Annotated in this window: 22 protein-coding genes; 11 read left to right on the top strand and 11 right to left on the bottom strand. The window is 61.8% G+C overall.

Annotation, left to right across the window (positions count from 1 at the left end):
• Nucleotides 1-25 precede the first annotated feature (25 nt).
• Entirely contained in the window at nt 26-1,333 is a 1,308-nt protein-coding gene (locus BW33_RS03190; RefSeq protein WP_007954069.1) for a CitMHS family transporter, read from the bottom strand.
• Between the two features lie 323 nt (nt 1,334-1,656).
• Between BW33_RS03190 and BW33_RS03185 the strand changes: the two genes are divergently transcribed.
• Nucleotides 1,657-2,058 carry a GFA family protein gene (locus BW33_RS03185; protein WP_047597014.1) on the top strand — a complete coding sequence of 134 codons (402 nt, stop codon included), beginning with the start codon at nt 1,657-1,659 and terminating at the stop codon, nt 2,056-2,058.
• Here the strand turns inward: BW33_RS03185 and BW33_RS03180 are convergent, their stop codons facing one another.
• Nucleotides 2,059-2,385, bottom strand: coding sequence for a DOPA 4,5-dioxygenase family protein (locus BW33_RS03180; RefSeq protein ID WP_047597013.1), 327 nt, complete (start codon nt 2,383-2,385; stop codon nt 2,059-2,061).
• Nucleotides 2,386-2,468: 83 nt separating this feature from the next.
• Between BW33_RS03180 and BW33_RS03175 the strand changes: the two genes are divergently transcribed.
• On the top strand, nt 2,469-3,134 hold the full coding sequence (locus BW33_RS03175; RefSeq protein ID WP_047597012.1) for an NAD(P)-dependent oxidoreductase: 666 nt from the start codon (nt 2,469-2,471) through the stop codon (nt 3,132-3,134).
• A gap of 81 nt (nt 3,135-3,215) precedes the next feature.
• Here BW33_RS03175 and BW33_RS03170 read toward each other — a convergent pair whose 3' ends face one another.
• On the bottom strand, nt 3,216-4,166 hold the full coding sequence (locus tag BW33_RS03170) for a choline sulfate utilization transcriptional regulator (protein ID WP_047597011.1): 951 nt from the start codon (nt 4,164-4,166) through the stop codon (nt 3,216-3,218).
• Nucleotides 4,167-4,280: 114 nt separating this feature from the next.
• On the opposite strand from BW33_RS03170, the gene betC reads away from it, so the two are divergent.
• From betC to BW33_RS03155, 3 genes are all read left to right on the top strand, one after another.
• Nucleotides 4,281-5,795, top strand: coding sequence for a choline-sulfatase (betC, locus tag BW33_RS03165; protein WP_047597009.1), 1,515 nt, complete (start codon nt 4,281-4,283; stop codon nt 5,793-5,795).
• Nucleotides 5,796-5,810: 15 nt separating this feature from the next.
• On the top strand, nt 5,811-6,731 hold the full coding sequence (gene choX, locus BW33_RS03160) for a choline ABC transporter substrate-binding protein (protein ID WP_047597008.1): 921 nt from the start codon (nt 5,811-5,813) through the stop codon (nt 6,729-6,731).
• 192 nt (nt 6,732-6,923) lie between these two features.
• Nucleotides 6,924-8,492 carry a SulP family inorganic anion transporter gene (locus BW33_RS03155; protein ID WP_047597007.1) on the top strand — a complete coding sequence of 523 codons (1,569 nt, stop codon included), beginning with the start codon at nt 6,924-6,926 and terminating at the stop codon, nt 8,490-8,492.
• A 125-nt stretch (nt 8,493-8,617) separates the two neighbouring features.
• Here the strand turns inward: BW33_RS03155 and aroE are convergent, their stop codons facing one another.
• A complete protein-coding gene (gene aroE / locus BW33_RS03150; RefSeq protein ID WP_047597006.1) occupies nt 8,618-9,439 on the bottom strand; it encodes a shikimate dehydrogenase in 822 nt (273 codons plus the stop codon).
• A gap of 9 nt (nt 9,440-9,448) precedes the next feature.
• Complete coding sequence (gene hemF, locus BW33_RS03145; RefSeq protein WP_047597005.1) at nt 9,449-10,363, bottom strand: oxygen-dependent coproporphyrinogen oxidase; 915 nt, start codon at nt 10,361-10,363, stop codon at nt 9,449-9,451.
• Between the two features lie 163 nt (nt 10,364-10,526).
• On the opposite strand from hemF, the gene BW33_RS03140 reads away from it, so the two are divergent.
• On the top strand, nt 10,527-11,504 hold the full coding sequence (locus tag BW33_RS03140) for a quinone oxidoreductase family protein (RefSeq protein WP_047597003.1): 978 nt from the start codon (nt 10,527-10,529) through the stop codon (nt 11,502-11,504).
• A gap of 64 nt (nt 11,505-11,568) precedes the next feature.
• On the opposite strand, the gene BW33_RS03135 is transcribed toward BW33_RS03140, so the two are convergent.
• The 4 genes from BW33_RS03135 to BW33_RS03120 all read right to left on the bottom strand — a co-directional run bounded on the left by BW33_RS03135 (nt 11,569) and on the right by BW33_RS03120 (nt 15,299).
• A complete protein-coding gene (locus BW33_RS03135; protein WP_047597002.1) occupies nt 11,569-12,240 on the bottom strand; it encodes a hypothetical protein in 672 nt (223 codons plus the stop codon).
• Between the two features lie 240 nt (nt 12,241-12,480).
• Nucleotides 12,481-13,038: an L-threonylcarbamoyladenylate synthase gene (locus BW33_RS03130; protein WP_007962683.1), complete on the bottom strand. Its 558-nt coding sequence runs from the start codon at nt 13,036-13,038 to the stop codon at nt 12,481-12,483.
• A gap of 55 nt (nt 13,039-13,093) precedes the next feature.
• Complete coding sequence (gene dprA, locus BW33_RS03125; RefSeq protein WP_047597001.1) at nt 13,094-14,191, bottom strand: DNA-processing protein DprA; 1,098 nt, start codon at nt 14,189-14,191, stop codon at nt 13,094-13,096.
• Between the two features lie 82 nt (nt 14,192-14,273).
• A complete protein-coding gene (locus tag BW33_RS03120) occupies nt 14,274-15,299 on the bottom strand; it encodes a LysM peptidoglycan-binding domain-containing protein (RefSeq protein WP_047597000.1) in 1,026 nt (341 codons plus the stop codon).
• Nucleotides 15,300-15,458: 159 nt separating this feature from the next.
• Here BW33_RS03120 and def point away from each other — a divergent pair, with 159 nt between their 5' ends.
• The 5 genes from def (at nt 15,459) to BW33_RS03095 (ending at nt 20,148) form a co-directional block, all read left to right on the top strand.
• Nucleotides 15,459-15,965 (top strand): peptide deformylase, encoded by a 507-nt coding sequence (gene def, locus BW33_RS03115; protein WP_027610272.1) that lies wholly within the window; start codon nt 15,459-15,461, stop codon nt 15,963-15,965.
• Between the two features lie 57 nt (nt 15,966-16,022).
• A complete protein-coding gene (fmt, locus tag BW33_RS03110; RefSeq protein WP_047596999.1) occupies nt 16,023-16,982 on the top strand; it encodes a methionyl-tRNA formyltransferase in 960 nt (319 codons plus the stop codon).
• Entirely contained in the window at nt 16,979-18,289 is a 1,311-nt protein-coding gene (gene rsmB / locus BW33_RS03105; protein WP_047596998.1) for a 16S rRNA (cytosine(967)-C(5))-methyltransferase RsmB, read from the top strand. The genes fmt and rsmB overlap by 4 nt, the downstream gene beginning before the upstream one ends.
• Nucleotides 18,290-18,311: 22 nt before the next feature.
• A complete protein-coding gene (gene trkA, locus BW33_RS03100; protein ID WP_003220233.1) occupies nt 18,312-19,688 on the top strand; it encodes a Trk system potassium transporter TrkA in 1,377 nt (458 codons plus the stop codon).
• A 145-nt stretch (nt 19,689-19,833) separates the two neighbouring features.
• Nucleotides 19,834-20,148: a tetratricopeptide repeat protein gene (locus BW33_RS03095; RefSeq protein ID WP_047596997.1), complete on the top strand. Its 315-nt coding sequence runs from the start codon at nt 19,834-19,836 to the stop codon at nt 20,146-20,148.
• Between the two features lies 1 nt (nt 20,149).
• Here the strand turns inward: BW33_RS03095 and BW33_RS03090 are convergent, their stop codons facing one another.
• The gene (locus tag BW33_RS03090; RefSeq protein WP_041073615.1) at nt 20,150-20,389 is read right to left on the bottom strand and encodes a PilZ domain-containing protein; all 240 of its coding nucleotides are present in this window, start codon (nt 20,387-20,389) and stop codon (nt 20,150-20,152) included.
• A 110-nt stretch (nt 20,390-20,499) separates the two neighbouring features.
• Nucleotides 20,500-21,387 (bottom strand): lysophospholipid acyltransferase, encoded by an 888-nt coding sequence (locus BW33_RS03085; RefSeq protein WP_047596996.1) that lies wholly within the window; start codon nt 21,385-21,387, stop codon nt 20,500-20,502.
• Between the last annotated feature and the right edge of the window lie 17 nt (nt 21,388-21,404).

The raw sequence follows: 21,404 nt of genomic DNA, 5'->3' as shown, positions 1-21,404 counted from the left end.
CTGGCGTCATGGTGAGTGAATGCCGTTACAACGTGCTGAACAGCGGGAAAGTCCCCAGCAGCAAGGCGGCCACCAGTATGCACAGGCAGACCAGCACTGCCCACTTCAGAGTGAAACGCTGGTGGTCACCGAACTCGATACCGGCCAGCGCCACCAGCAGGTACGTCGACGGCACCAGCGGGCTGAGCAAGTGGACGGGCTGACCGACGATCGAGGCACGGGCCATTTCCACCGCGGTGATGCCGTAATGGCTGGCCGCTTCGGAGAGCACCGGCAACACGCCGTAATAGAACGCGTCGTTCGACATGAAGAACGTGAACGGCATGCTCACCAGCGCCGTGATCACCGCCAGGTACGGGCCGAGGAAGTCCGGAATCACTGCCAGCAGACTTTTCGACATGGCGTCGACCATGCCGGTTCCGGACAGGATACCGGTGAAGATACCCGCAGCGAAAATCAGACTGACCACCGACAGCACGCTGCCGGCGTGGGCCGCAACGCGGTCCTTCTGCATTTGCAGGCACGGGTAGTTGACGATCATCGCGATACTGAACGCCACCATGAACAGCACCGGCAGCGGCAGCAGGCCGGCGATCAGGGTGCACATCAGCGCCAGGGTCAGCAGGCCGTTGAACCAGATCAGCTTCGGACGGCGTGCATCGGGGAACTGCGAGACGCTGATTTCGCTGTGATCGATTTCGTCGCCGATCAGGTGCAGCTCGCCCAGACGCGCACGCTCACGTTTGCCGTAGAAGTAGGCAATGATCAGGATCGCCACCACACCGGCGGCCATCGCCGGGATCATCGGCACGAAGATGTCCGACGGGTCGACATGCAGCGCACTGGCGGCACGGGCAGTCGGGCCGCCCCACGGGGTCATGTTCATCACGCCGCCGGCGAGGATGATCAGACCGGCCATGATCCGCGGGCTCATGCCGATGCGGCTGTACAGCGGCAGCATGGCGGCCACGCAGATCATGTAAGTGGTCGCGCCGTCACCATCAAGGGAAACGACGAGCGCCAGCACGGCGGTACCGACCGAAACTTTCAACGGGTCGCCCTTGACCAGTTTGAGGATCTTGCGCACGGCCGGGTCGAACAGGCCGGAGTCGATCATCAGGGCGAAGTACAGAATGGCGAACATCAGCATCACGCCGGTCGGCGCAAGCTTGGTAATACCTTCGAGCATCATCGGGCCGATCTTCGGCGCGAAACCACCGAACAGGGCGAACAGGATCGGGATGATGATCAGGGCGATCAGCGCAGACAGGCGCTTGGTCATGATCAGGAACATGAACGTGATGACCATGGCGAAGCCAAGGAAAGTCAGCATGGGAATACTCCAGGCGTAGCGCGGCTAGTTGAGTGAGCGGATCGGAAGGGATCAGCGCAGAACGGGAAGCACGAGACGTACGGGCGGAGTTTCAGCGAGAGGGCGGGTTACAGAGGACATCAGAATCACCATTGTTGTTGTTAATTGGGCCTGACGTGCGAGCGATCACACGCGTTGGCCAACCGGTCTGTTGCCGGTAGTGGCGGCGATCCTAATCGGGCAACCTTTCAGCTACCTTTCGCTGACGAAAGCTTCAGGCGAATGGCCAACCGGCTGTCGGATGCGGCTAGAGTCAATCATTTCGGGGACGGGAGGGCAGAGACATGGAAGAAGTGCACAGCGGTGGCTGCCACTGCGGACATATCCGCTATCAGTTAAGCGGAGCGTTGCAGGACATTGCCCACTGCCACTGCTCGATCTGCCGCAAGGTCAGCGGCGGGATCGTCACCACGTGGATCACGGTTCCGGCGGCCAGCTTCCAGTGGCTGGCCGGGACGCCTTCGCGCTACGACTCGTCGAGCAGTTGCGCGCGATACTTCTGTCCGCGTTGTGGCGCGCAGCTGGCGCTGGTGACATTGCTCAGCCCCAAGAGCATTGATGTGACCATCGCCACGCTGGATCACCCGGGGTTGGCACCGGCCGAGCGGCATATCTGGACGGACAGCCAATTGCCCTGGCTGCATCTGGACGAGCATCTGCCGGGCGAGCCGCAAGAAACGCTCTGATTAAAAAACAGACAGATCCAATGGCCGCATCGCGCCCATCCAGATCGCGTGCTCGGTGTGATCGAGCAAGTCATCGCCGGTGTCCGGGTGCAGGAACACCACCAGCCCCTTGCGATTGAGCGCCAGCCACGGCAGCACCTCACCGAGCAGCTCCGGGCCGAAAGCCAACTGGCAGCTCCAGTCCGGGTGCGGGCCGACCGGGCGCTCATGGACGCGCCCCATCTTCAGAGGAAACAACTGCGCGGCCTGTTCACAAAAAGTCCGCGCCTGATCGATGGTGTCAGCGTCGAAATAGACGTGGGCGTGATAGCCAATGATTGCTTGCATCTGAAAGCCTCTGAATCGGTTCGAACCCTCGGCGCAGGCTGCATGTCACACGCCATACAAGGGACAAGAAAAAGGAATCAGCCATGAAAAATGCCGAAACCCCGACGGTGAAAGTGGTGCTCTATGGTGCCATGGCCAGCCTCGGCGGTGCGTTGATGGCTGAATTGCTGCGCCGGCAGCACGAAGTCATCGCGATTCTCGACGATTTGAACGTACTCGCGCCACGTCCCGGGCTGCGCACCAAAAGCGGCGATCTGTTCGATGCCGAGCGGGTCAAGCAAAGCGTAGCGGGCAGCTCGGCGGTGATCTGTCTGCTGGACGCACCGGGCTTGCCGTTCAACAGCGACCATGTGGAAAGGTCCGTGGTGCTTGGGCCGGTGGAACAAGTGCTGGCGGTCGATGCGTTGGTCGACGGCCTGCAGGCAGCCAATGTTTCACGGCTGTTTCTGGTGGGAGATTTTGCGGTGCTCGACGAGCCGGATCTGGGGGATCCACTGCAACGCCACGCCGCCGAAGAAATCCGCGAAGCCCTGCAAAGCAGCCCATTGCAATGGACGCTGGTGAATGCGCCTCACGGCGTGGCCGGACTGACCATCGAGCATTTCAGCCAGGTCGGCGGCAATCTGGAGCCGGGGCTGGCGGAGCCGCTGGAACGGCTGAACCGGGTGGCGGTGGGGATTGCTGATGAGCTGCGGTTGAATCTGCATGTGGGGCAGCATGTAAATTTTGTGGCGACGTCAGATACGTAAAAAGATCGCAGTCTGCGGCAACTCCTGCAGGGGATCGAGTTTCAGCTGTAGGAGCTGCCGCAGGCTGCGATCTTTTGCTCTTCAAACCGCAATCGAAGGCAGCGCCATTCCCGTCAGGGATTCGGCGCTGCTCGCCTGCTCGGCCATCAACCAGTCGACAAACTGCTGAATCAACGCGCCTCGGCGTTTGCGCTGCGGCAGTTCCACGTAATAACCGAGGCGCGACAGCGTAGTCTCGGCGATCGGTCGACAGAGCAAACCCTGGGTCAGCAAGTTATCCACAAGGTGGCGCCAGCCGATCGCGACACCCTGGCCGCCAATCGCCGCTTGAATCAGCAGGGTGTAATTGTCGAAACGCAATTGGCCCGGTGCTGGCGGGGTGCTGATGCCCAGTTCGCGAAACAGCCCACTCCAGTCAAACCAGTTACTGCTGTTTTCCCCGCGCAGGTGCAGCAGCGGCAACTCCAGCAACGCCTGGGCGGGCAAGGGCAGGGCGCGCTCCTTGAGCAATTGCGGACTGCACACCGGAAACACTTCCTCGCTGAACAGCCAATGGCTTTCGCCCTGTTTGAAACGCCCGTCGCCAAACAAGATCGCGACATCAATGTCGGTTCGCAGCATGTTGTGATTGCGCTCGCTGGTGACCAGGCTGACATCGACGTTCGGGTTGGCTTCGTGGAAGCGGTGCAGGCGCGGCATCAGCCAGTAGGCGGCGAAGGCGAAATCAGTGGCGACCTGCAAAACTTCGTGTTGCTGTTGTGTGCTGATCGCGCTAAGGCCTGCGTCGATATGCTGCAAACCGAGCTGAACCTGCTCGAACAGGATCGCGCCGCCCTCGGTCAGTTCGATGCCGCGATAGATCCGGTCAAACAATCGCACGCCCAGTTGCTCCTCCAGGCGCTTGATCTGCTGGCTGATTGCAGGCTGCGTGGTGCCCAGCTCCACCGCCGCAGCGGTAAAACTGCGATGGCGTGCAGCCGCTTCGAAGGCGCGCAACAGGTCGAGGGACAGATTGCCGAGAGCTTCATACATAAGCTGTGCTTATCCTAGTCATTGTCCGCAGCGGGCTTTACCGGACAGGGCATGGGCTCCATGCTCGATCGCAGCAATGTCGCATAAATATTCACTATGGAATGCCGCGATCACATGAAGCGCAAGAACATTCTTTTCATCATGGCCGATCAAATGGCCGCGCCAATGTTGCCGATCTACGGCCCGTCGCCGATCAAACTGCCGAATCTTTCGCGTCTCGCCGCCCAAGGCGTGGTGTTCGATGCTGCTTACTGCAACAGCCCGTTGTGTGCACCGTCGCGCTTCACCCTGGTCAGCGGTCAGTTGCCGAGCAGGATCGGCGCTTACGATAACGCCGCCGATTTTCCCGCCGACATCCCGACCTACGCCCACTATCTGCGCCGCCTCGGCTACCGCACCGCACTCTCGGGCAAGATGCACTTCTGCGGCCCGGATCAATTGCACGGCTATGAAGAACGCCTGACCAGCGACATCTACCCGGCCGACTACGGCTGGGCAGTGAACTGGGACGAGCCGGATGTACGCCCGAGCTGGTATCACAATATGTCGTCGGTGCTGCAGGCGGGTCCGTGCGTGCGCACCAACCAGCTCGACTTCGATGAAGAGGTGGTATTCAAGGCCCAGCAATACCTGTTCGACCACATTCGCGAGGACGGCGACCAGCCGTTCTGCCTGACCGTGTCGATGACACATCCACACGACCCGTACACGATTCCCAAGGCGTTCTGGGATTTGTACGACGACGGTGATATCCCGTTGCCGACAACCCCGGATCAACATTCCCTCGATCCGCACTCGCAGCGCCTGCTCAAGGTCTACGACCTGTGGGACAAGCCATTGCCCGCGGCCAAGATTCGCGATGCACGGCGTGCGTACTTCGGCGCGTGCAGCTATATCGACGCCAACGTCGGCAAACTCCTGCAAACCCTCGAAGATACTGGGCTGATCGATGACACCATCATCGTCTTCTCCGGCGACCATGGCGACATGCTTGGCGAGAAAGGCCTCTGGTACAAAATGCACTGGTTCGAGATGGCGGCGCGGGTGCCGCTGCTGATCAGCGCGCCGGGGCAGTTCGCTGCCGGCCGGGTCAGCGCCGCGGTGTCCACCGCCGACCTGTTGCCGACCTTCGTCGAACTGGCCGGCGGCACGCTGGAACCGGGCCTGCCGCTGGATGGCCGCTCGCTGCTGGCGCATCTGCAAGGGCAGGGCGGGCATGACGAAGTGTTCGGCGAATACATGGCCGAAGGCACGGTCAGCCCGCTGATGATGATCCGGCGCGGCGCATACAAATTTATCTACAGTGAAAGCGACCCGTGCCTACTCTTCGATGTGCATAACGATCCGCGTGAGCTCGAAGAACTCAGCCATTCGCAGCAACATCGCCAGCTGTTCGACGATTTTCTCGCCGAAGCGCGGGCCAAGTGGGACATCCCGGCGATTCACCGCCAGGTGCTCGCCAGCCAGCGCCGCCGGCGTTTTGTCGCCGATGCCCTGACCATCGGCAAGCTGAAGAGCTGGGACCACCAGCCGCTGGTGGACGCCAGTCAGCAGTACATGCGCAACCACATCGACCTCGACGATCTGGAACGCAAGGCCCGTTATCCACAACCCTGCCAAAACCAATAATGTAAGGGGAAGTCCATGCGCAAGTTATCCACAGCACTGACGATTGGCCTGCTGGCTCTGGGCAGTGCCACGGCATTTGCCGAGCAAAGCTGCGAAACGGTGAAAATGGCTGACCCGGGCTGGAGCGACATCGCCGCGACCAACGCCATCACCGGGTTTCTGCTGGAAGGCATGGGCTACAAGGCCAAGGTCGACACCCTCGCGGTGCCGATCACGTACGGTGGTTTGAAGGACGGTCAGGTGGATGTGTTCCTCGGCAACTGGATGCCGGCGCAGCAGGGCTTCTACGACAAGTTCGTCGCCACCGGTGACGTCACGCAACTGGCGAAGAACCTCGACGGCACCGAGTTCACCCTGGCAGTCCCGGATTATGTGTGGGACGCCGGTGTGCATAACTTTGCCGACCTGAACAAATACGCCGACAAGTTCGAAAAGAAGATCTACGGCATCGGTTCCGGTGCGCCCGCGAACATTTCGTTGCAGGAAATCATCAAGAAGAACGACTTCGACCTCGGCCAGTGGAAGCTGATCGAATCCAGCGAACAGGCGATGCTCGCCGAAGTCTCGCGGGCGGTGAAGAAACAGAAATTCGTCACCTTCCTCGGCTGGACCCCGCACCCGATGAACGTGCAGTTGAAGATGCATTACCTCAAGGGCGGCGAGAAGTATTTCGGCGACACCGGCAGCGTCTACACCTTGACGCGCAAAGGTTATGCCGAAGCCTGCCCGAATGTCGGCAAGTTGCTGACCAACCTGGCGTTCACCCAGGACATGGAGAACAGCATCATGGCTGAGGTGGTGAACAAGAAAGTCAGCAATGCCGATGCGGTGAAGGCATGGATCAAGGCCAATCCGGCGGTGCTGGACAAGTGGCTGGAGGGGGTGAAGACCGTGGATGGCAAGGATGCGTTGCCTGCGGTGAAGGCCAAGCTCTAACGCATTCTTGTGGCGAGGGAGCTTGCTCCCGCTGGAGTGCGAAGCGCTCCCGATCGGGCTGACTGGGTTTTCGCAGACAAACTGAACGGTCTGGTTTGCGACTGCTTCGCAGCCGAGCGGGAGCACGCTCCCTCGCCACAGTGATTGGCGCGTCCTGATAACCTTGCATAAACCCACACACCGCGAGGACCCATGGCCCTGCCCAGTCGCCATTCACTTTTCCCCTTCCTGACCTGGCTACCCCGGCAAACCCGCGCCAGCGTCGGCCGGGATCTGGTCGTTGGCCTGAGCGGTGCCATTCTCGCGTTGCCGCAATCGATCGCCTACGCGCTGATCGCCGGCCTGCCACCGGAATACGGCCTGTATGCGGCGATCATCCCGGTGCTGATCGCCTGCCTGTGGGGTTCGTCGTGGCACTTGATCTGCGGCCCGACTGCAGCAATTTCGATTGTGCTCTACGCCAGCGTCAGTCCCTTGGCCGTGCCGGCATCCCAGGACTACATCACGCTGATCCTGCTGCTGAGCTTTCTGGCGGGGGTTTTCCAGTGGCTGCTCGGCCTGCTGCGCTTCGGCGCACTGGTGAATTTCGTCTCGCATTCGGTGGTGCTCGGCTTCACCCTCGGCGCGGCGGTGGTGATTGCCATCGGCCAGTTGCCGAATCTGCTGGGGCTGGATCTGCCGGCGAAAGCCACGGCACTGGCCAGCCTGATGGATCTGCTACAACATTTGCGGGCTGTGGATAAACCTTCACTGGTTTTGGGTGTGGCCACGGTGCTGGTCGGTTTCGTGCTCAGACACCTACTGCCGCGCTGGCCGACCCTGTTGATAACCCTGGTGCTGGGCAGCGCGGTGGTGTGGTTATGGCCGTCGATGTTCGGCCACGTGCATCTGGTCAGCGCCTTTGTCGGGCGCCTGCCGCCGTTCAGTGCATTGCCGCTGGATCTGGATCTGATTCTGCGCTTGCTGCCGAGCGCCGTGGCGGTGGGCATGCTCGGACTGGTCACCAGCCTGTCGATTGCCCGTTCGATTGCTGCACGTTCGCAACAGTTGCTCGACGCCAACCAGGAAGTCCGTGCGCAGGGTTTGTCGAATATCGTCGGGGCGTTCTTTTCCGGATCGCTTTCCGCGGGTTCGTTCACCCGCTCAGGCCTGAGTTACGAGGCGGGTGCCTGTTCGCCGCTGGCCGGGGTGTTTTCGGCGATCTGGGTCGCACTGTTCGCAATTTTTGGCGCCGGGCTGATTTCACACATCCCCATTCCGGCGATGGCCGGGAGCATTCTGCTGATCGCCTGGGGGCTGGTGGATCATCGCGGGATACGCTCGTTGCTGCGGGTCAGCCGCGCCGAGTTCGTGGTCATGGCGCTGACCTGCCTCGCCACGCTGCTCCTGGAATTGCAGACGGCGATTTATGCCGGGGTGCTGGCATCGCTGTTCTTCTACCTCAAGCGCACCTCGCAACCGCGGGTGCAGCACTGGCGCGACGGCGAGGAGGACGTGCTGCGGGTCGGCGGCTCGATCTTCTTCGGCGCCAGCCATTACCTGCAAGTGCGCCTGCAACGGTTGCACGGTACGCGGGTAGTGATCGAGGCGCAGCAGATCAACTTCATCGACTACTCGGGGGTGGAAATGCTGCATCAGGAGGCGCGGCGCCTGCTGCGTCAGGATCGCAGCCTGACCCTGCGCCGGGCGCGGCCGCAGGTGGTCGAGGAGTTGAGAAAGCTGGAAGGGCCGGAAAAGTGTCCGATCCGGTTTGAGGACTGACCTGCTGCCACTTCCAGACCTCTGTGGCGAGGGAGCTTGCTCCCGCTGGCTGCGCAGCAGCCCAAACCCGATTGCGGGCGCTTCGCACCCGAGCGGGAGCAAGCTCCCTCGCCACAAAGGCTCTGTTACTGCGCCAGTTGGCGTCGCAGTTCGGCCAGAACCGGCGCCGTATCCGGACGCACCCCGCGCCACAGGAAAAACGCCTCGGCCGCCTGTTCGGCCAACATCCCCAAACCGTCCATCGACACCGCCGCGCCATGCTCGCTGGCCCACCGGCAGAACGCGGTCGGCTCCTTGCCGTACATCATGTCGTAGCACAGGGTCTGACCCGGCTCGATCAGGCTCGGCGCTATCGGCGGCACTTCGCCGGTGAGGCTGGCGGAGGTGGCGTTGATGATCACGTCCACCGGCTCCTGCAACCAGTCGAAACCACTGGCCGACACCGGCCCCAGATCACAGAACAACTCTGCCAGCAGCTCGGCCTTGTCCACCGTGCGGTTGGCAATAATCACCGATGCCGGTTTTTCCGCCAGCAATGGCTCCAGCGCGCCACGCACTGCGCCGCCAGCACCGAGCAGCAGAATGCGTTTGCCGGTCAGGCTGAACCCGGCATTCACCGTCAGGTCGCGCACCAGTCCGGCGCCATCGGTGTTGTCGCCCAGCAGCGAACCGTCAGCCAGTTTGCTCAAGGTGTTCACCGCACCAGCCCGTTGCGCGCGAGCGGTCAGGCTGTTCGCCAGGCGAAAGGCTTCTTCCTTGAACGGCACGGTGACGTTGGCGCCGTGACCGTCCTGGAAAAATGCCGTGGCGCAGGCGCTGAAGTCGTCGAGCGGCGCCAGCAGGGTGCTGTAGTCGAGGCGCTGGCCGGTCTGCTCGGCGAACAGTTTATGAATCATCGGCGACTTGCTGTGGCCGATCGGGTTACCGAAAACGACATAACGATCCATCAGCAGTCCTCAGGCCTGGGCCAGCCAGTCGCGGTCTTGCAGGAAGTAGTCGGTCAGGCGCGCTTCTTCGCTGCCGGGTTCGGCCTTGAAGTCATAGGCCCAGCGCACTTGCGGCGGCAACGACATGAGGATCGACTCGGTACGCCCGCCCGATTGCAGGCCGAACAGAGTGCCACGGTCGTAGACCAGGTTGAACTCGACGTAGCGGCCACGGCGGAATTCCTGGAATTCACGCTGTTTCGCAGTGAATACATCGTTCTTGCGGCGCTGCACGATGGGCAGGTAAGCGTCGATGTAGGCATCACCAATGGCGCGCATGAAGGCGAAACTGGTGTCGAAGTCCCACTCGTTCAGGTCATCGAAAAACAGGCCGCCGATGCCACGCGGTTCGTGGCGATGCTTGATGTGGAAGTAGGTGTCGCACCAAGCCTTGTAACGCGGATAGACGTCCGCACCGAACGGCGCGCAGGCCTGCTCGGCGACGCGGTGCCAGTGGATGCAGTCTTCTTCATTGCCGTAATACGGGGTCAGGTCGAAGCCGCCGCCGAACCACCAGACCGGCTCTTCACCTTCCTTCTCGGCGATAAAAAAGCGCACGTTGGCGTGGGACGTCGGCACATGCGGGTTGTGCGGGTGAATCACCAGTGACACGCCGAGGGCTTCAAAACCGCGACCGGCCAGTTCCGGACGATGGGCGCTGGCCGACGGCGGCAGCCCGCTGCCGAACACGTGGGAAAAGTTGACGCCGCCCTTTTCGATCACCGTACCGTTTTCGATCACGCGGGTACGACCGCCACCACCGGCAGGCCGGGTCCAGGCGTCTTCGACGAAGCGCGTGCCACCGTCCTCGGTTTCCAGCGCGGCGCAGATGCGGTCTTGCAAGTCGAGCAGATAGGCCTTTACGGCGTCGGTGCGGGTCGTCATGGCTTCACCTTGAATCGGGCATAACTACGCGGGCGCCCCGCAGGCAGGGGGCGACGCAAATGGGCGCGTAGCATAACACCGCAGGCGCGCGCACCGCAGTTGACGAAGATCAAGCATGGGAGTTGGATAGGGGGCTTACAAAAGCCCCAAGGAGAGCAGGCAGATGGCAAAGCGTATCCAGTTCCGCACCCACGGCGGTCCCGAAGTGCTCGAGTTTGTTGATTATGAACCCGCTGCGCCCGGCCCGAATCAGGTGCGGGTGGCGAACATGGCGATCGGCCTGAACTTCATCGACACCTATTTCCGCAGCGGTCTGTATGCCCCGCCAGCCTTGCCGTCCGGCCTCGGCGCTGAAGGCGCCGGCATCGTCGATGCGGTGGGCAGCGACGTCACCCGGTTCAAGGTCGGTGATCGCGTGGCATATGGCAGCGGCCCGTTGGGCGCCTACAGCCAGTTGCACACCCTGCCCGAAGCCAATCTGGTGAAACTGCCGGACGAAATCAGCTTCGAGACCGCAGCCGGGGTCATGCTCAAGGGCCTCACCGTGCAGTACCTGCTGCGCCAGACCTATGAACTCAAGGGTGGCGAAACCATTCTGTTCCACGCCGCTGCCGGGGGTGTCGGTTCGCTGGCCTGCCAATGGGCCAAGGCACTGGGCGTCAAGCTGATCGGCACGGTCAGCTCGAAGGAGAAAGCCGAACTGGCCAAGGCCAACGGCGCCTGGGCAACCATCGATTACAGCCACGAAAACGTGGCACAGCGGGTGCTGGAGCTGACCGATGGCAAGAAAGTCCCGGTGGTGTATGACGGCGTCGGCAAGGACACCTGGCTGACCTCGCTCGACAGCGTTTCGCCGCGTGGGCTGGTGGTGAGTTTCGGCAATGCCTCCGGTGCGGTGGACGGGGTGAATCTGGGGATTCTTTCGGCCAAGGGCTCGCTGTACGTGACCCGCCCGACGCTGGCGACCTACGCCAACAACGCCGAGAACCTGCAGCGTATGGCCGACGAGCTGTTCGAGATGATCATCAGCGGCAAGCTCAAGGTGGACATCAGCCAGCGTTATCCACTGGCGGATGCAGCGAAGGCGCAGACCGAATTGTCGGCGCGGCGCACCACCGGCTCGACCGTCCTGCAGCCCTGATCACCCCTCGGCGTTTTGCCAGTCAGGGTTGCGCCCCCCTGCTGGCAAGTCAGTTCGAGCGCGTTCAGCAGCTCGGCAGAGGACACTCCAAGGGTTTTTGCACCCATTGGCCAACCGCCTGATCAGGCTGTTGAACCGCCGCGAGGATTTGCCGCCACTCGGCTGACAACACCCAGTAATCACCGCGTGCGCGCTGTTCGATATGCAGGGCATTGGAGGCGATCGGCATCAGGCCGAAACGCTGGTAGAAGCGCAGCTGTTGCGATCTGCACAACGCGGTCACCCCCTTGTAGCCGCGTTTAATGGCCCACTCGGTAGCGGCCGCCAGCAGACCGTTGACCGCGATAGGCAGTTGATTGGGCATGTACGAAATCAAGCGGCTGAATTCGACGTGGCGCGACAGCGCCACCGTGGGAGAAACATGTTGCTGCGCCAGCGATACCCACTCGAACGGCGCCGGAGTCGCCCTCAATACCGCCAACAGTTGATCGTGCCGGTACAGCAGAAAGTGCGTACTGCGCGAATTTATCGCCAGCTTGGTTTCGAGCATCCGCGCCCGTGAAGTCAGCATGTAATGCTGCAGCCGAAGCCGAAATTGCCGATCGACAAACCGGTCGAACTCCTGAGTATCCGCCCCTGCTTCAAGCATCACGATGCGACAACCCTCAAGGTGACTCTTTAACGTCACCTGAAGCGCCTGCAGGTAATCCGTGAGTTGCAAATTAGTAGTGTCCATTCTTTCTCCGCAGACCTTAACTTATCGAAGTGTTTCGAGTGCAAGGAAAGGATGGTTGCTTTTGCCGATTCCGCCACGCCAGAAAGTCTGATAATCAAGTGGGAAAAGCCAATGAATCCGGGGACTTGACGACTTTTCCGACACAGATATTGGCGTCATTGCAGGATAAATCGCAGGCACGCGTAGTCTTCCTCGCCATCAAGGCGAGGAAGACTCACGGTAAAGGTTTTCGACGCAGGATCAGTCGGGGCGAATGACCTTGCCGGTCGCCAGATCACGGATCACGCTGGGGTTCTTGCGACCACCCAGTTGCCCGCCAAGGATCAGGTCGATCTGCCCACGGAAATACTGCTCGACGCGCAACCGCGTGCGCGCCGCCGGACGCCCTTGCGGGTTGGCCGAGGTCGAGATCAGAGGTCCGACCATCGAGCACAGATCCCGCACCTGCGGGTGATCGCTGACCCGCAGCGCCACCGTGTCATGCACGCCCGTCACCCACTCCGGCAACAGGTTCTGATGCGGCACCAGCCATGTGTTCGGCCCCGGCCAGGTGCTGGCCATGCGGTCGATCCACTCTTGCGGGAAGTCTTCGAACAGGAAGTCGAACTGGCGGATGTTGTCGGCGACCAGGATCAGGCCCTTGTCCACCGAACGGTTCTTGATCGCCAGCAGCCGATCCACTGCCTCTTCGTTCCACGGGTCGCAACCCAGCCCCCAGACGGCTTCGGTTGGATAGGCAATCACCGCCCCGGCGCGAATCTCTCGTGCGGCTTGTTGCACACGCCAACTGTTGACCATGAAAAAACTCTCCGAAAACAGGTTTTGCGCAGTTTACCGATCTTCCCTGTAAAACCTAGCGTGTCCTCGCCAGCCAGCGACCGTTTTCACACACTGCGCGGCCGTCCATTTCCAGCTCGGTGAGCGCCGCGAGGACTTTGGGCAACGCCCAGCCGCTGCTGTCGACCAAGGCTTCGCTGGTGTGCGGTGCAGCATGCAACAGATCAAGCAAGGGATGCCCGGCATCCGGCGTGTCTGTGGCTAACGGCAAATGCTGCCAGCCGCGCAGGGCTTCAAGAATGTGTTCGATGGTTTCCACCAGCACCGCACCGTCGCGGATCAACTGATGGCAGCCGCGTGCGCCGGGGTGATGGATCGAGCCGGGGATCGCATACACCTCACGGCCCTGTTCCGCTGCCAGCCGGGCGGTGATCAGCGAACCGCTGGCGACACTCGCCTCGACCACCAGCACACCGAGGGACAAACCGCTGATGATCCGGTTGCGCCTGGGGAAGTTGCTCGCCGTCGGACCGGCGTCCAGTGGAAACTCTGAAAGCACCGCGCTGCCCGAGGCAATCATCGCGTCGGCCAGTCGGCGATTGCGCTGTGGATAAAACTTTTCAAGGCCAGTGCCGAGTACGCCGACGGTTTGCCCGCCGACGTCCAGCGCCGCTTGATGGGCAGCCGCATCGATACCCAGCGCCAGGCCACTGGTGATGACGAAACCGGCCCCCGCGAGGCTGCGGGAAAACGCTGTGGCGGTGTCCATTCCCGGACGTGAAGCACTGCGACTGCCGACCATCGCCAGTTGCGGTTTTTCCAGAATCAGCGGATCGCCAGCGACGAACAACAGCGGTGGTGGGTCAGGGATCTGCGCCAGCAGCGCCGGATAATCCGCCTGGTCCAACATCAATAGATGCTGGCCGGGCTGCTCTAGCCAGCGCAATGCATGGCTGGCGCCATCGCGTACTTCGGGGCTGCGCCGAGCCTCGGCCGATGCAGCCGGCAAACCCAGCGCACGCCAGGCACTGGCCGGCGCACTGATGGCTTTTGACGCCGAGCCGAAGGCTTCAAGCAGTTTGGCAAAACGTTTCGGGCCGATTTCCGGCAAGCGGTGCAGGCGCAAACGCGCTTCCAGTTCCGCAGGGGAAACCGGCGTACAGGCAGACAGCATCGTGGATCATCCTTGATCGTTATAAGTCCCGAACCATTCGGAACAAGCTGTGGATAACTCTGTTGGTAACTTGTTAAGCCTGCTAAGGATTTCGCACCTTGTCGAGCACCGCCAACGAGCGCGATGCGTTGAGTACGAGGCCGTAACTGAGCTTGTCGTAGGTGCGGAACACCATCAGCAGACCGGCCCGTTCGTCAGGAATTTTCAGCGGCTGGCCGGTGATCCGGTCGCGCACGGTCTCCCCGGTTTTCATCACCACCAGCACATTGCCTTCAGCCAGGCCGTCGCGCTTGCCCTTGTTCAAGGTGACCACGTCCATCACACCGATCTGCGTGACGCCGCGCGGCACGTCGATGATCAGGCCATTGATGTTGGTGCTCGGGGCGCTGGGCATGAACGTCGAATTGATCGAGCGCTCCTCGCCACTGAACAGGCGGTCGCCCAGACGTACTTCCTGGGTGGTGCGTTGCAGGGCGAGGGTGGCGACGTCACCCTCGGTGGCGACGATTTCACCGCCACCGATATCGTCGGCGTTGATCCCGAGGAACTCCTTGGTCTGCGGATCGGTGTAAACCTTGCCTTGGCGGAAGATGCCGTACACCGGTTGATTGGGGTCGAAGTGGCCACGGGCGAAGATCCGGTCGCCCGTGCCGCTGAGCACGCGCTCCGCGTCGCCGGCGACGATGTACGGCGCCTTGTCGAAGTCCTCGACCTTGTCGACGATGCGGTTGCTCAGCAGGAAACTGTTGATCGATTTCAGCGGAATGCTCGGAATTGCCTCGGCCACCGGACTGGTGCGGATGCGTGGCGACAGCTTGATGGTGCCCCGCGACTCGCCGCGATTGAGGGTCAGCTGCGGCTGGCCGTTGACGTAACGGAGCGTCAGCGTGTCGCCCGGGTAGATCAGGTTGGGGTTTTCAACTTGCGGATTGGCCCGCCACAACTGTGGCCATTGCCAGGGCTCGCGCAGGTATTTGCCGGAAATGTCCCAGAGGGTGTCTCCCGAAACCACCGTGTATTGCTGTGGAAAACCATCCCTGAGTTGCACTTGCCCTTGCGCAGCAGCGGCCGAAGCCAGAAGCAGCAGGGCGAGTAGTGTTTTCCTCATGCAGCGAATCCCTTTATCATGTGCGTTCGCGTGAACCGTCAGAGCCCCCGTGGCTCGCTACTGCAAATTGCATTAGCTACGCTTCACAACGGTAGCCTGCATCTTCGGACCTGCCAGGCCATCGACCCGACTTTACTCAATACGTGCAGCAATCAGCCTATGGCCATTTTAAACATCCTCGAATTCCCGGACCCGCGTCTGCGTACTATCGCCAAGCCAGTGGCTGTAGTGGACGACGAAGTGCGTCAGTTGGTCGATGACATGTTTGAAACAATGTATGAGGCGCCGGGCATCGGCCTCGCCGCGACCCAGGTCAACGTGCACAAACGTATCGTCGTGATGGACCTTTCCGAAGACCGCACCGAACCCCGGGTGTTCATCAACCCCGAGTTCGAATCGCTGACCGACGAGATGGATCAGTATCAGGAAGGCTGCCTCTCGGTGCCGGGTTTCTACGAAAACGTCGACCGCCCGCAGAAAGTCAAAATCAAGGCCCTGGACCGCGACGGCCAGCCTTACGAACTGATCGCCGAAGGCCTGCTCGCGGTGTGCATCCAGCACGAATGCGACCACCTCAACGGCAAGTTGTTCGTCGATTACCTGTCCACGCTCAAACGCGACCGGATCAAGAAGAAACTGGAAAAGCTGCATCGCCAGAACGCTTGATGCCCCTCTTCAAAGGCTTGCTGCGGCAAGCCTTTTTCTTTTTATGAGATTCCCTTCATGACTGAGCCACTGCGCATTGTTTTTGCCGGCACTCCGGAATTTGCCGCCGAGCACCTCAAGGCCCTGCTGAACAGCCCTTACGAGATCGTTGCGGTCTACACCCAACCGGATCGTCCGGCCGGTCGCGGGCAAAAACTGATGCCGAGCCCGGTCAAACAGTTGGCCCTGGAAAATAATATCCAGGTGTTGCAGCCGCCGACCCTGCGCAACGCTGACGCTCAAGCCGAGCTGGCCGCGCTGAAACCGGACTTGCTGGTGGTGGTCGCCTACGGCCTGATCCTGCCGCAAGCAGTGCTGGATATTCCGCGCCTGGGCTGCATCAACAGTCACGCCTCGCTGCTGCCACGCTGGCGCGGTGCGGCGCCGATCCAGCGCGCCGTGGAACACGGTGATGCCGAAAGCGGCGTGACCGTGATGCGCATGGAAGCGGGCCTCGACACCGGGCCGATGCTGCTCAAAGTCGTGACCCCGATCAGTGCCGACGACACGGGCGGCACGCTGCACGACCGTCTCGCCGAAATGGGCCCGCCCGCCGTGGTCCAGGCAATTGCCGGCCTGGCCGCCGGAACCCTCGAAGGCGAAGTGCAGAACGACGAACTCGCCACCTACGCCCACAAACTGAACAAGGATGAAGCGCGCCTCGACTGGAGCCGTCCGGCAGTTGAACTGGAGCGTCTGGTGCGCGCCTTCAATCCATGGCCGATTACACACAGCACCTTCAACGGTGAAGCGCTGAAGGTATTAGCCGCGACACTGGCTGACGGCAAAGGCGCACCGGGTGAAATCCTCAGCGCCAGCAAGGACGGCCTGATCGTCGCCTGCGGTGAGCAGGCACTGTGCCTGACCCGTCTGCAGCTGCCTGGCGGCAAGGCGCTGAACTTCAGCGACCTGTTCAACAGCCGCCGCGAGAAATTTGCCGTCGGCACCGTGCTCGGCGCCGTGGTAGACGCACAATGAACCCGCGTCTGGCCGCCGCCAAGGCACTCGCCGCCGTGCTCAGCGGCAAGGCTTCGCTGAACAGCTCCCTGCCGACGCAACTGGACAAGGTCGACGACCGTGATCGCGGTTTCACCCAGGATCTGGCGTTCGGCACCGCGCGCTGGCAGCCACGGCTGTCGGCGCTGGCGGAAAAACTTTTGCAGAAACCGTTCAAGGCTGCCGACGCCGATGTCGAGGCGTTGCTGCTGGTCGGTCTCTATCAACTGCTCTACACCCGCGTGCCGCCGCACGCGGCCATCGGCGAAACCGTCGGGTGCGCGGACAAGCTGAAAAAGCCATGGGCCAAGGGTTTGCTCAACGCCGTGCTGCGCAATGCCCAGCGCGAAAGCGAGACGATTTTCGCCGAGCTGGAGCGCGATCCGGTGGTGCGTACCGCCCATCCGCGTTGGCTGCAGAAATCCCTGAAAGCCTTCTGGCCGGAACAATGGGAAGCGATCTGCGCCGCGAATAACGCGCACCCGCCGATGATCCTGCGGGTCAACCGCCGGCATCACAGCCGCGACGCCTACCTCGGCTTGCTCAGCGACGCTGGCATCGCTGCCATGCCCTGCGTCTATAGTCGCGATGGCATCGTTCTCGAAGCCGCCACCGACGTGCGCAGCCTGCCGGGTTTTGCCGAAGGCTGGATCAGCGTGCAGGACGAAGCCGCGCAACTGGCCGCCGATCTGCTTGATCTGGCCCCGGGCCAACGGGTGCTCGACGCCTGCTGCGCCCCCGGTGGCAAGACCTGCCACATTCTTGAAGCCGAACCGGCGCTGGCCGGCGTGGTGGCGGTGGATCTGGAAGCCAAGCGTCTGGTGCGGGTAAAGGAAAACCTTGAGCGGCTGGGCCTGAGCGCCGAGCTGATCGCTGCCGACGGCCGCGACACCGCAGAGTGGTGGGACGGCAAGCCGTTCCAGCGCATCCTGCTCGACGCGCCATGCTCGGCCACCGGCGTGATCCGCCGCCATCCGGACATCAAGCTGACCCGTCAGGCCGACGACATCGCCGCCCTCGCGCTGCTGCAAGGCGAGCTGCTCGACGCCCTGTGGAAGACTCTCGAAGTCGGCGGCATCCTGCTCTACGCCACTTGCTCGACCTTGCCGACCGAGAACACCGAAGTCATCGCCGCGTTCCTTGAGCGCACGCCGAGTGCCCGCGAGCTCGACCTGGCCACTACGGCCGGGATCAAACAGCCCCATGGTCGCCAATTGCTGGCCCAGCAGGGCGGGCATGACGGGTTCTACTACGCCAAGCTGATCAAGATCGCTGCCGCGCGCGGCTAAACGGATTCAATGGAGTGACTGGATGAAAATCATCATCCTCGGTGCGGGGCAGGTCGGCGGTTCGCTGGCTGAACACCTGGCGAGCGAAGCCAACGACATCACCGTGGTCGACACCGACGGCGAACGCCTGCGCGACCTCGGCGATCGTCTCGACATCCGCACCATTCAGGGCCGCGGCTCGCTGCCGTCGGTGCTGCGCCAGGCCGGCGCCGACGACGCCGACATGCTGGTGGCGGTGACCAATAGCGACGAGACCAACATGGTCGCCTGCCAGGTCGCGCACACGCTGTTCCACACCCCCACCAAGATCGCCCGGGTGCGCGAAGCGTCTTATCTGAACCGCGAAGAACAGCTGTTCCAGAACGAAGCGATTCCGGTGGACGTGCTGATCAGCCCCGAGCAGGTGGTCACCAACTACATCAAGCGTCTGATCCAGCATCCGGGTGCGCTGCAAGTGATCGACTTCGCCGAAGGCCAGGCGCAACTGGTGGCGGTGCGCGCCTATTACGGCGGGCCGCTGGTGGGCCAACAGCTGCGCCAGTTGCGCGAGCACATGCCGAATGTCGAGACGCGTGTCGCGGCGATTTTCCGCCGTGACCGACCGATCCTGCCGCAAGGCGACACGGTGATCGAGGCCGATGACGAAGTCTTCTTCATCGCCGCCCGTGAGAATATTCGCGCGGTGATGAGCGAAATGCGCCGTCTCGACGAAACCTACAAGCGCATCGTGATTGCCGGTGGCGGGCAGATCGGCGAGCGCCTGGCCGAGGCCATCGAAAGCCGCTATCAGGTAAAGATCATCGAGATGAACCCGGCACGCTGCCGCTATCTCTCCGACACCCTCGACAGCACCGTGGTGCTGCAGGGCAGCGCCTCGGATCGTGATCTGCTGCTGGAAGAGAACATCGCCGACGCCGACATCTTCCTCGCCCTGACCAACGATGACGAAGCCAACATCATGTCGTCGCTGCTGGCCAAACGGCTGGGCGCGAAGAAGGTGATGACGATCATCAACAACCCGGCTTACGTCGACCTGATCCAGGGCGGCGATATCGACATCGCCATCAGCCCGCAACTGGCGACCATCGGCACCTTGCTGGCCCACGTACGCCGTGGCGATATCGTCAGCGTGCACTCACTGCGCCGGGGCGCGGCAGAAGCCATCGAAGCGATTGCCCACGGCGATGCGAAGTCGAGCAAGGTCATCGGCCGGCCGATCGAGAAAATCGGCCTGCCACCGGGCAGCACGATTGGCGCGATCATCCGCAACGAGGAAGTGATCATCGCCCACGACGATACGGTGATCGAAACGGGCGACCATGTGATTCTGTTCCTTGTGGATAAAAAGCATATCCGCGATGTGGAGAAGCTGTTTCATGTGGGGCTCAGCTTCTTCTGAGGTTTGCGCTGACGGCACTGGCCCCTTCGCGAGCAGGCTCGCTCCCACATTTGGGATACGTTTCCCCTGTGGGAGCGAGCCTGCTCGCGAAGGCGGTCTCAATAAACACCATCAACACCTGACACTCACACAACAGGAATCCCCCATGCTCGAAGCCCTGGAAAAAATGCTCGCCAAGGGTGTGGATAACTCACTGCTGCGCTTTGGCCTGGGCAAGGGTTATCTGGATCTGGGGGAGAACGCCAAGGCCGCCGAGCATTTCCAGCGCTGTGTCGGTTTCGATCCGAAGTATTCGGCGGCGTGGAAGCTATTGGGCAAGGCGCAACTCGCACTCGGCGACCATGCCGCCGCACGTCAGGCGTGGGAACAAGGTCTGGAAGCAGCCCGCGCGCATGGCGACAAGCAGGCCGAGAAGGAAATGACCGTGTTTCTGAAGAAGCTCGACCGACAGGCGCAATAGACTAGAGATAGCGCAGGCCGATACCTTCGGCGTCCACCGTCACCACTTCCATTCGCACCCGTGGCGCGCCTGTGGGTAAACCCTGCACCTGGCCATAAACCACCGCACCTTTGGGCAGTGAAGCCAGGCCTGGATGCTGGACATACACCCCGGTGGCCGACAGATTGCGCGTCTGCCCGAGGCATTCGCCAAAGCTGTCGTGGGTGATCTTGATGCGGAAGGATTTGCGCTGTTCGGACATCTTTATGCGCCCTTGAATGAACGAGGCTGTGGATAAGCCGCAGAAGCAGGATCAAAAGATCGCAGCCTGCGGCAGCTCCTACAGGTTATCCACAGAGTGTGCCAACTTGTTCAGTACCAGCGCGCTTCGCCCGGTGGACGTTTCTTGAAGCGCTTCATGCTCCACATGTATTGGCTTGGATATGCGGCAACGTACCGTTCAACCACTTTGCTCATGGCCGCGCAGGATTCCTCGGTATCGGTGCTGTACATGGCTTCTGGCGCCGCTTCGAGGATCACTTTGTAGCCGGAACCGTCCGGCAGGCGCAGGGCGTGGAGGAACACGCCGACCGCTTTGCCGCCGGCGAGCATGTTCGGCACGAATTTGCTGGTCAACGCCTGGGTGGCGAAGAACGGCACGAAGATCCCGGCGGATTCGGCCGGTTCCGGGTCAGCCGGAATGCCCACTGCACCACCTTTGCGCACTTCCTTGATAACGCTGAGGATGCCTTCCTTGGTGGAGGCAGCGACTTTATTGCCCAGTTGCACGCGTTGCTTGCGCAGCAATTCATCCACCGCCTTGAGCTTTGGCGGGCGGTAGAAAATGATCGGTTTGCACTGGCTGCAATAGAAGTGGTTGAGCACTTCCCAGTTGCCCAGGTGGCTGGTGATGCCGACCACACCCTTGCCCGAGGCCAGCGCATCCTTGAGGATGTCGAGGCCTTCGACTTCGCGCACCAGATCGATCGAACGCTGCGCCGGCCAGATCCAGGCGCAGGCGCTTTCGGTCAGGGATTTGCCGATGTCTTTCAGGCTCTGACCGACCAGGCGCTCACGTTCGGCCGGGTCCATCTGTGGAAAACATTTGGAAAGGTTGATCCGCACCACGTCGCGGGAGCGGTTGGGGGTTTTCCACATGATCCAGCCGATCGCCGAACCCACGGCCTGCACGGCCCGCCATGGCAGCAGGGCAAACAGCCGCAGAGCGCCTACCAGCAAGGCGCCTTTAAACTTTTCCACAGGTCACTCCTGATTTT

The sequence above is a fragment of the Pseudomonas sp. RIT288 genome (assembly GCF_000631985.1).
GTDB lineage: Bacteria > Pseudomonadota > Gammaproteobacteria > Pseudomonadales > Pseudomonadaceae > Aquipseudomonas.
Note: the sequence above shows the minus strand (reverse complement) of the source record. Positions and strands in the feature narration are given on the sequence as shown.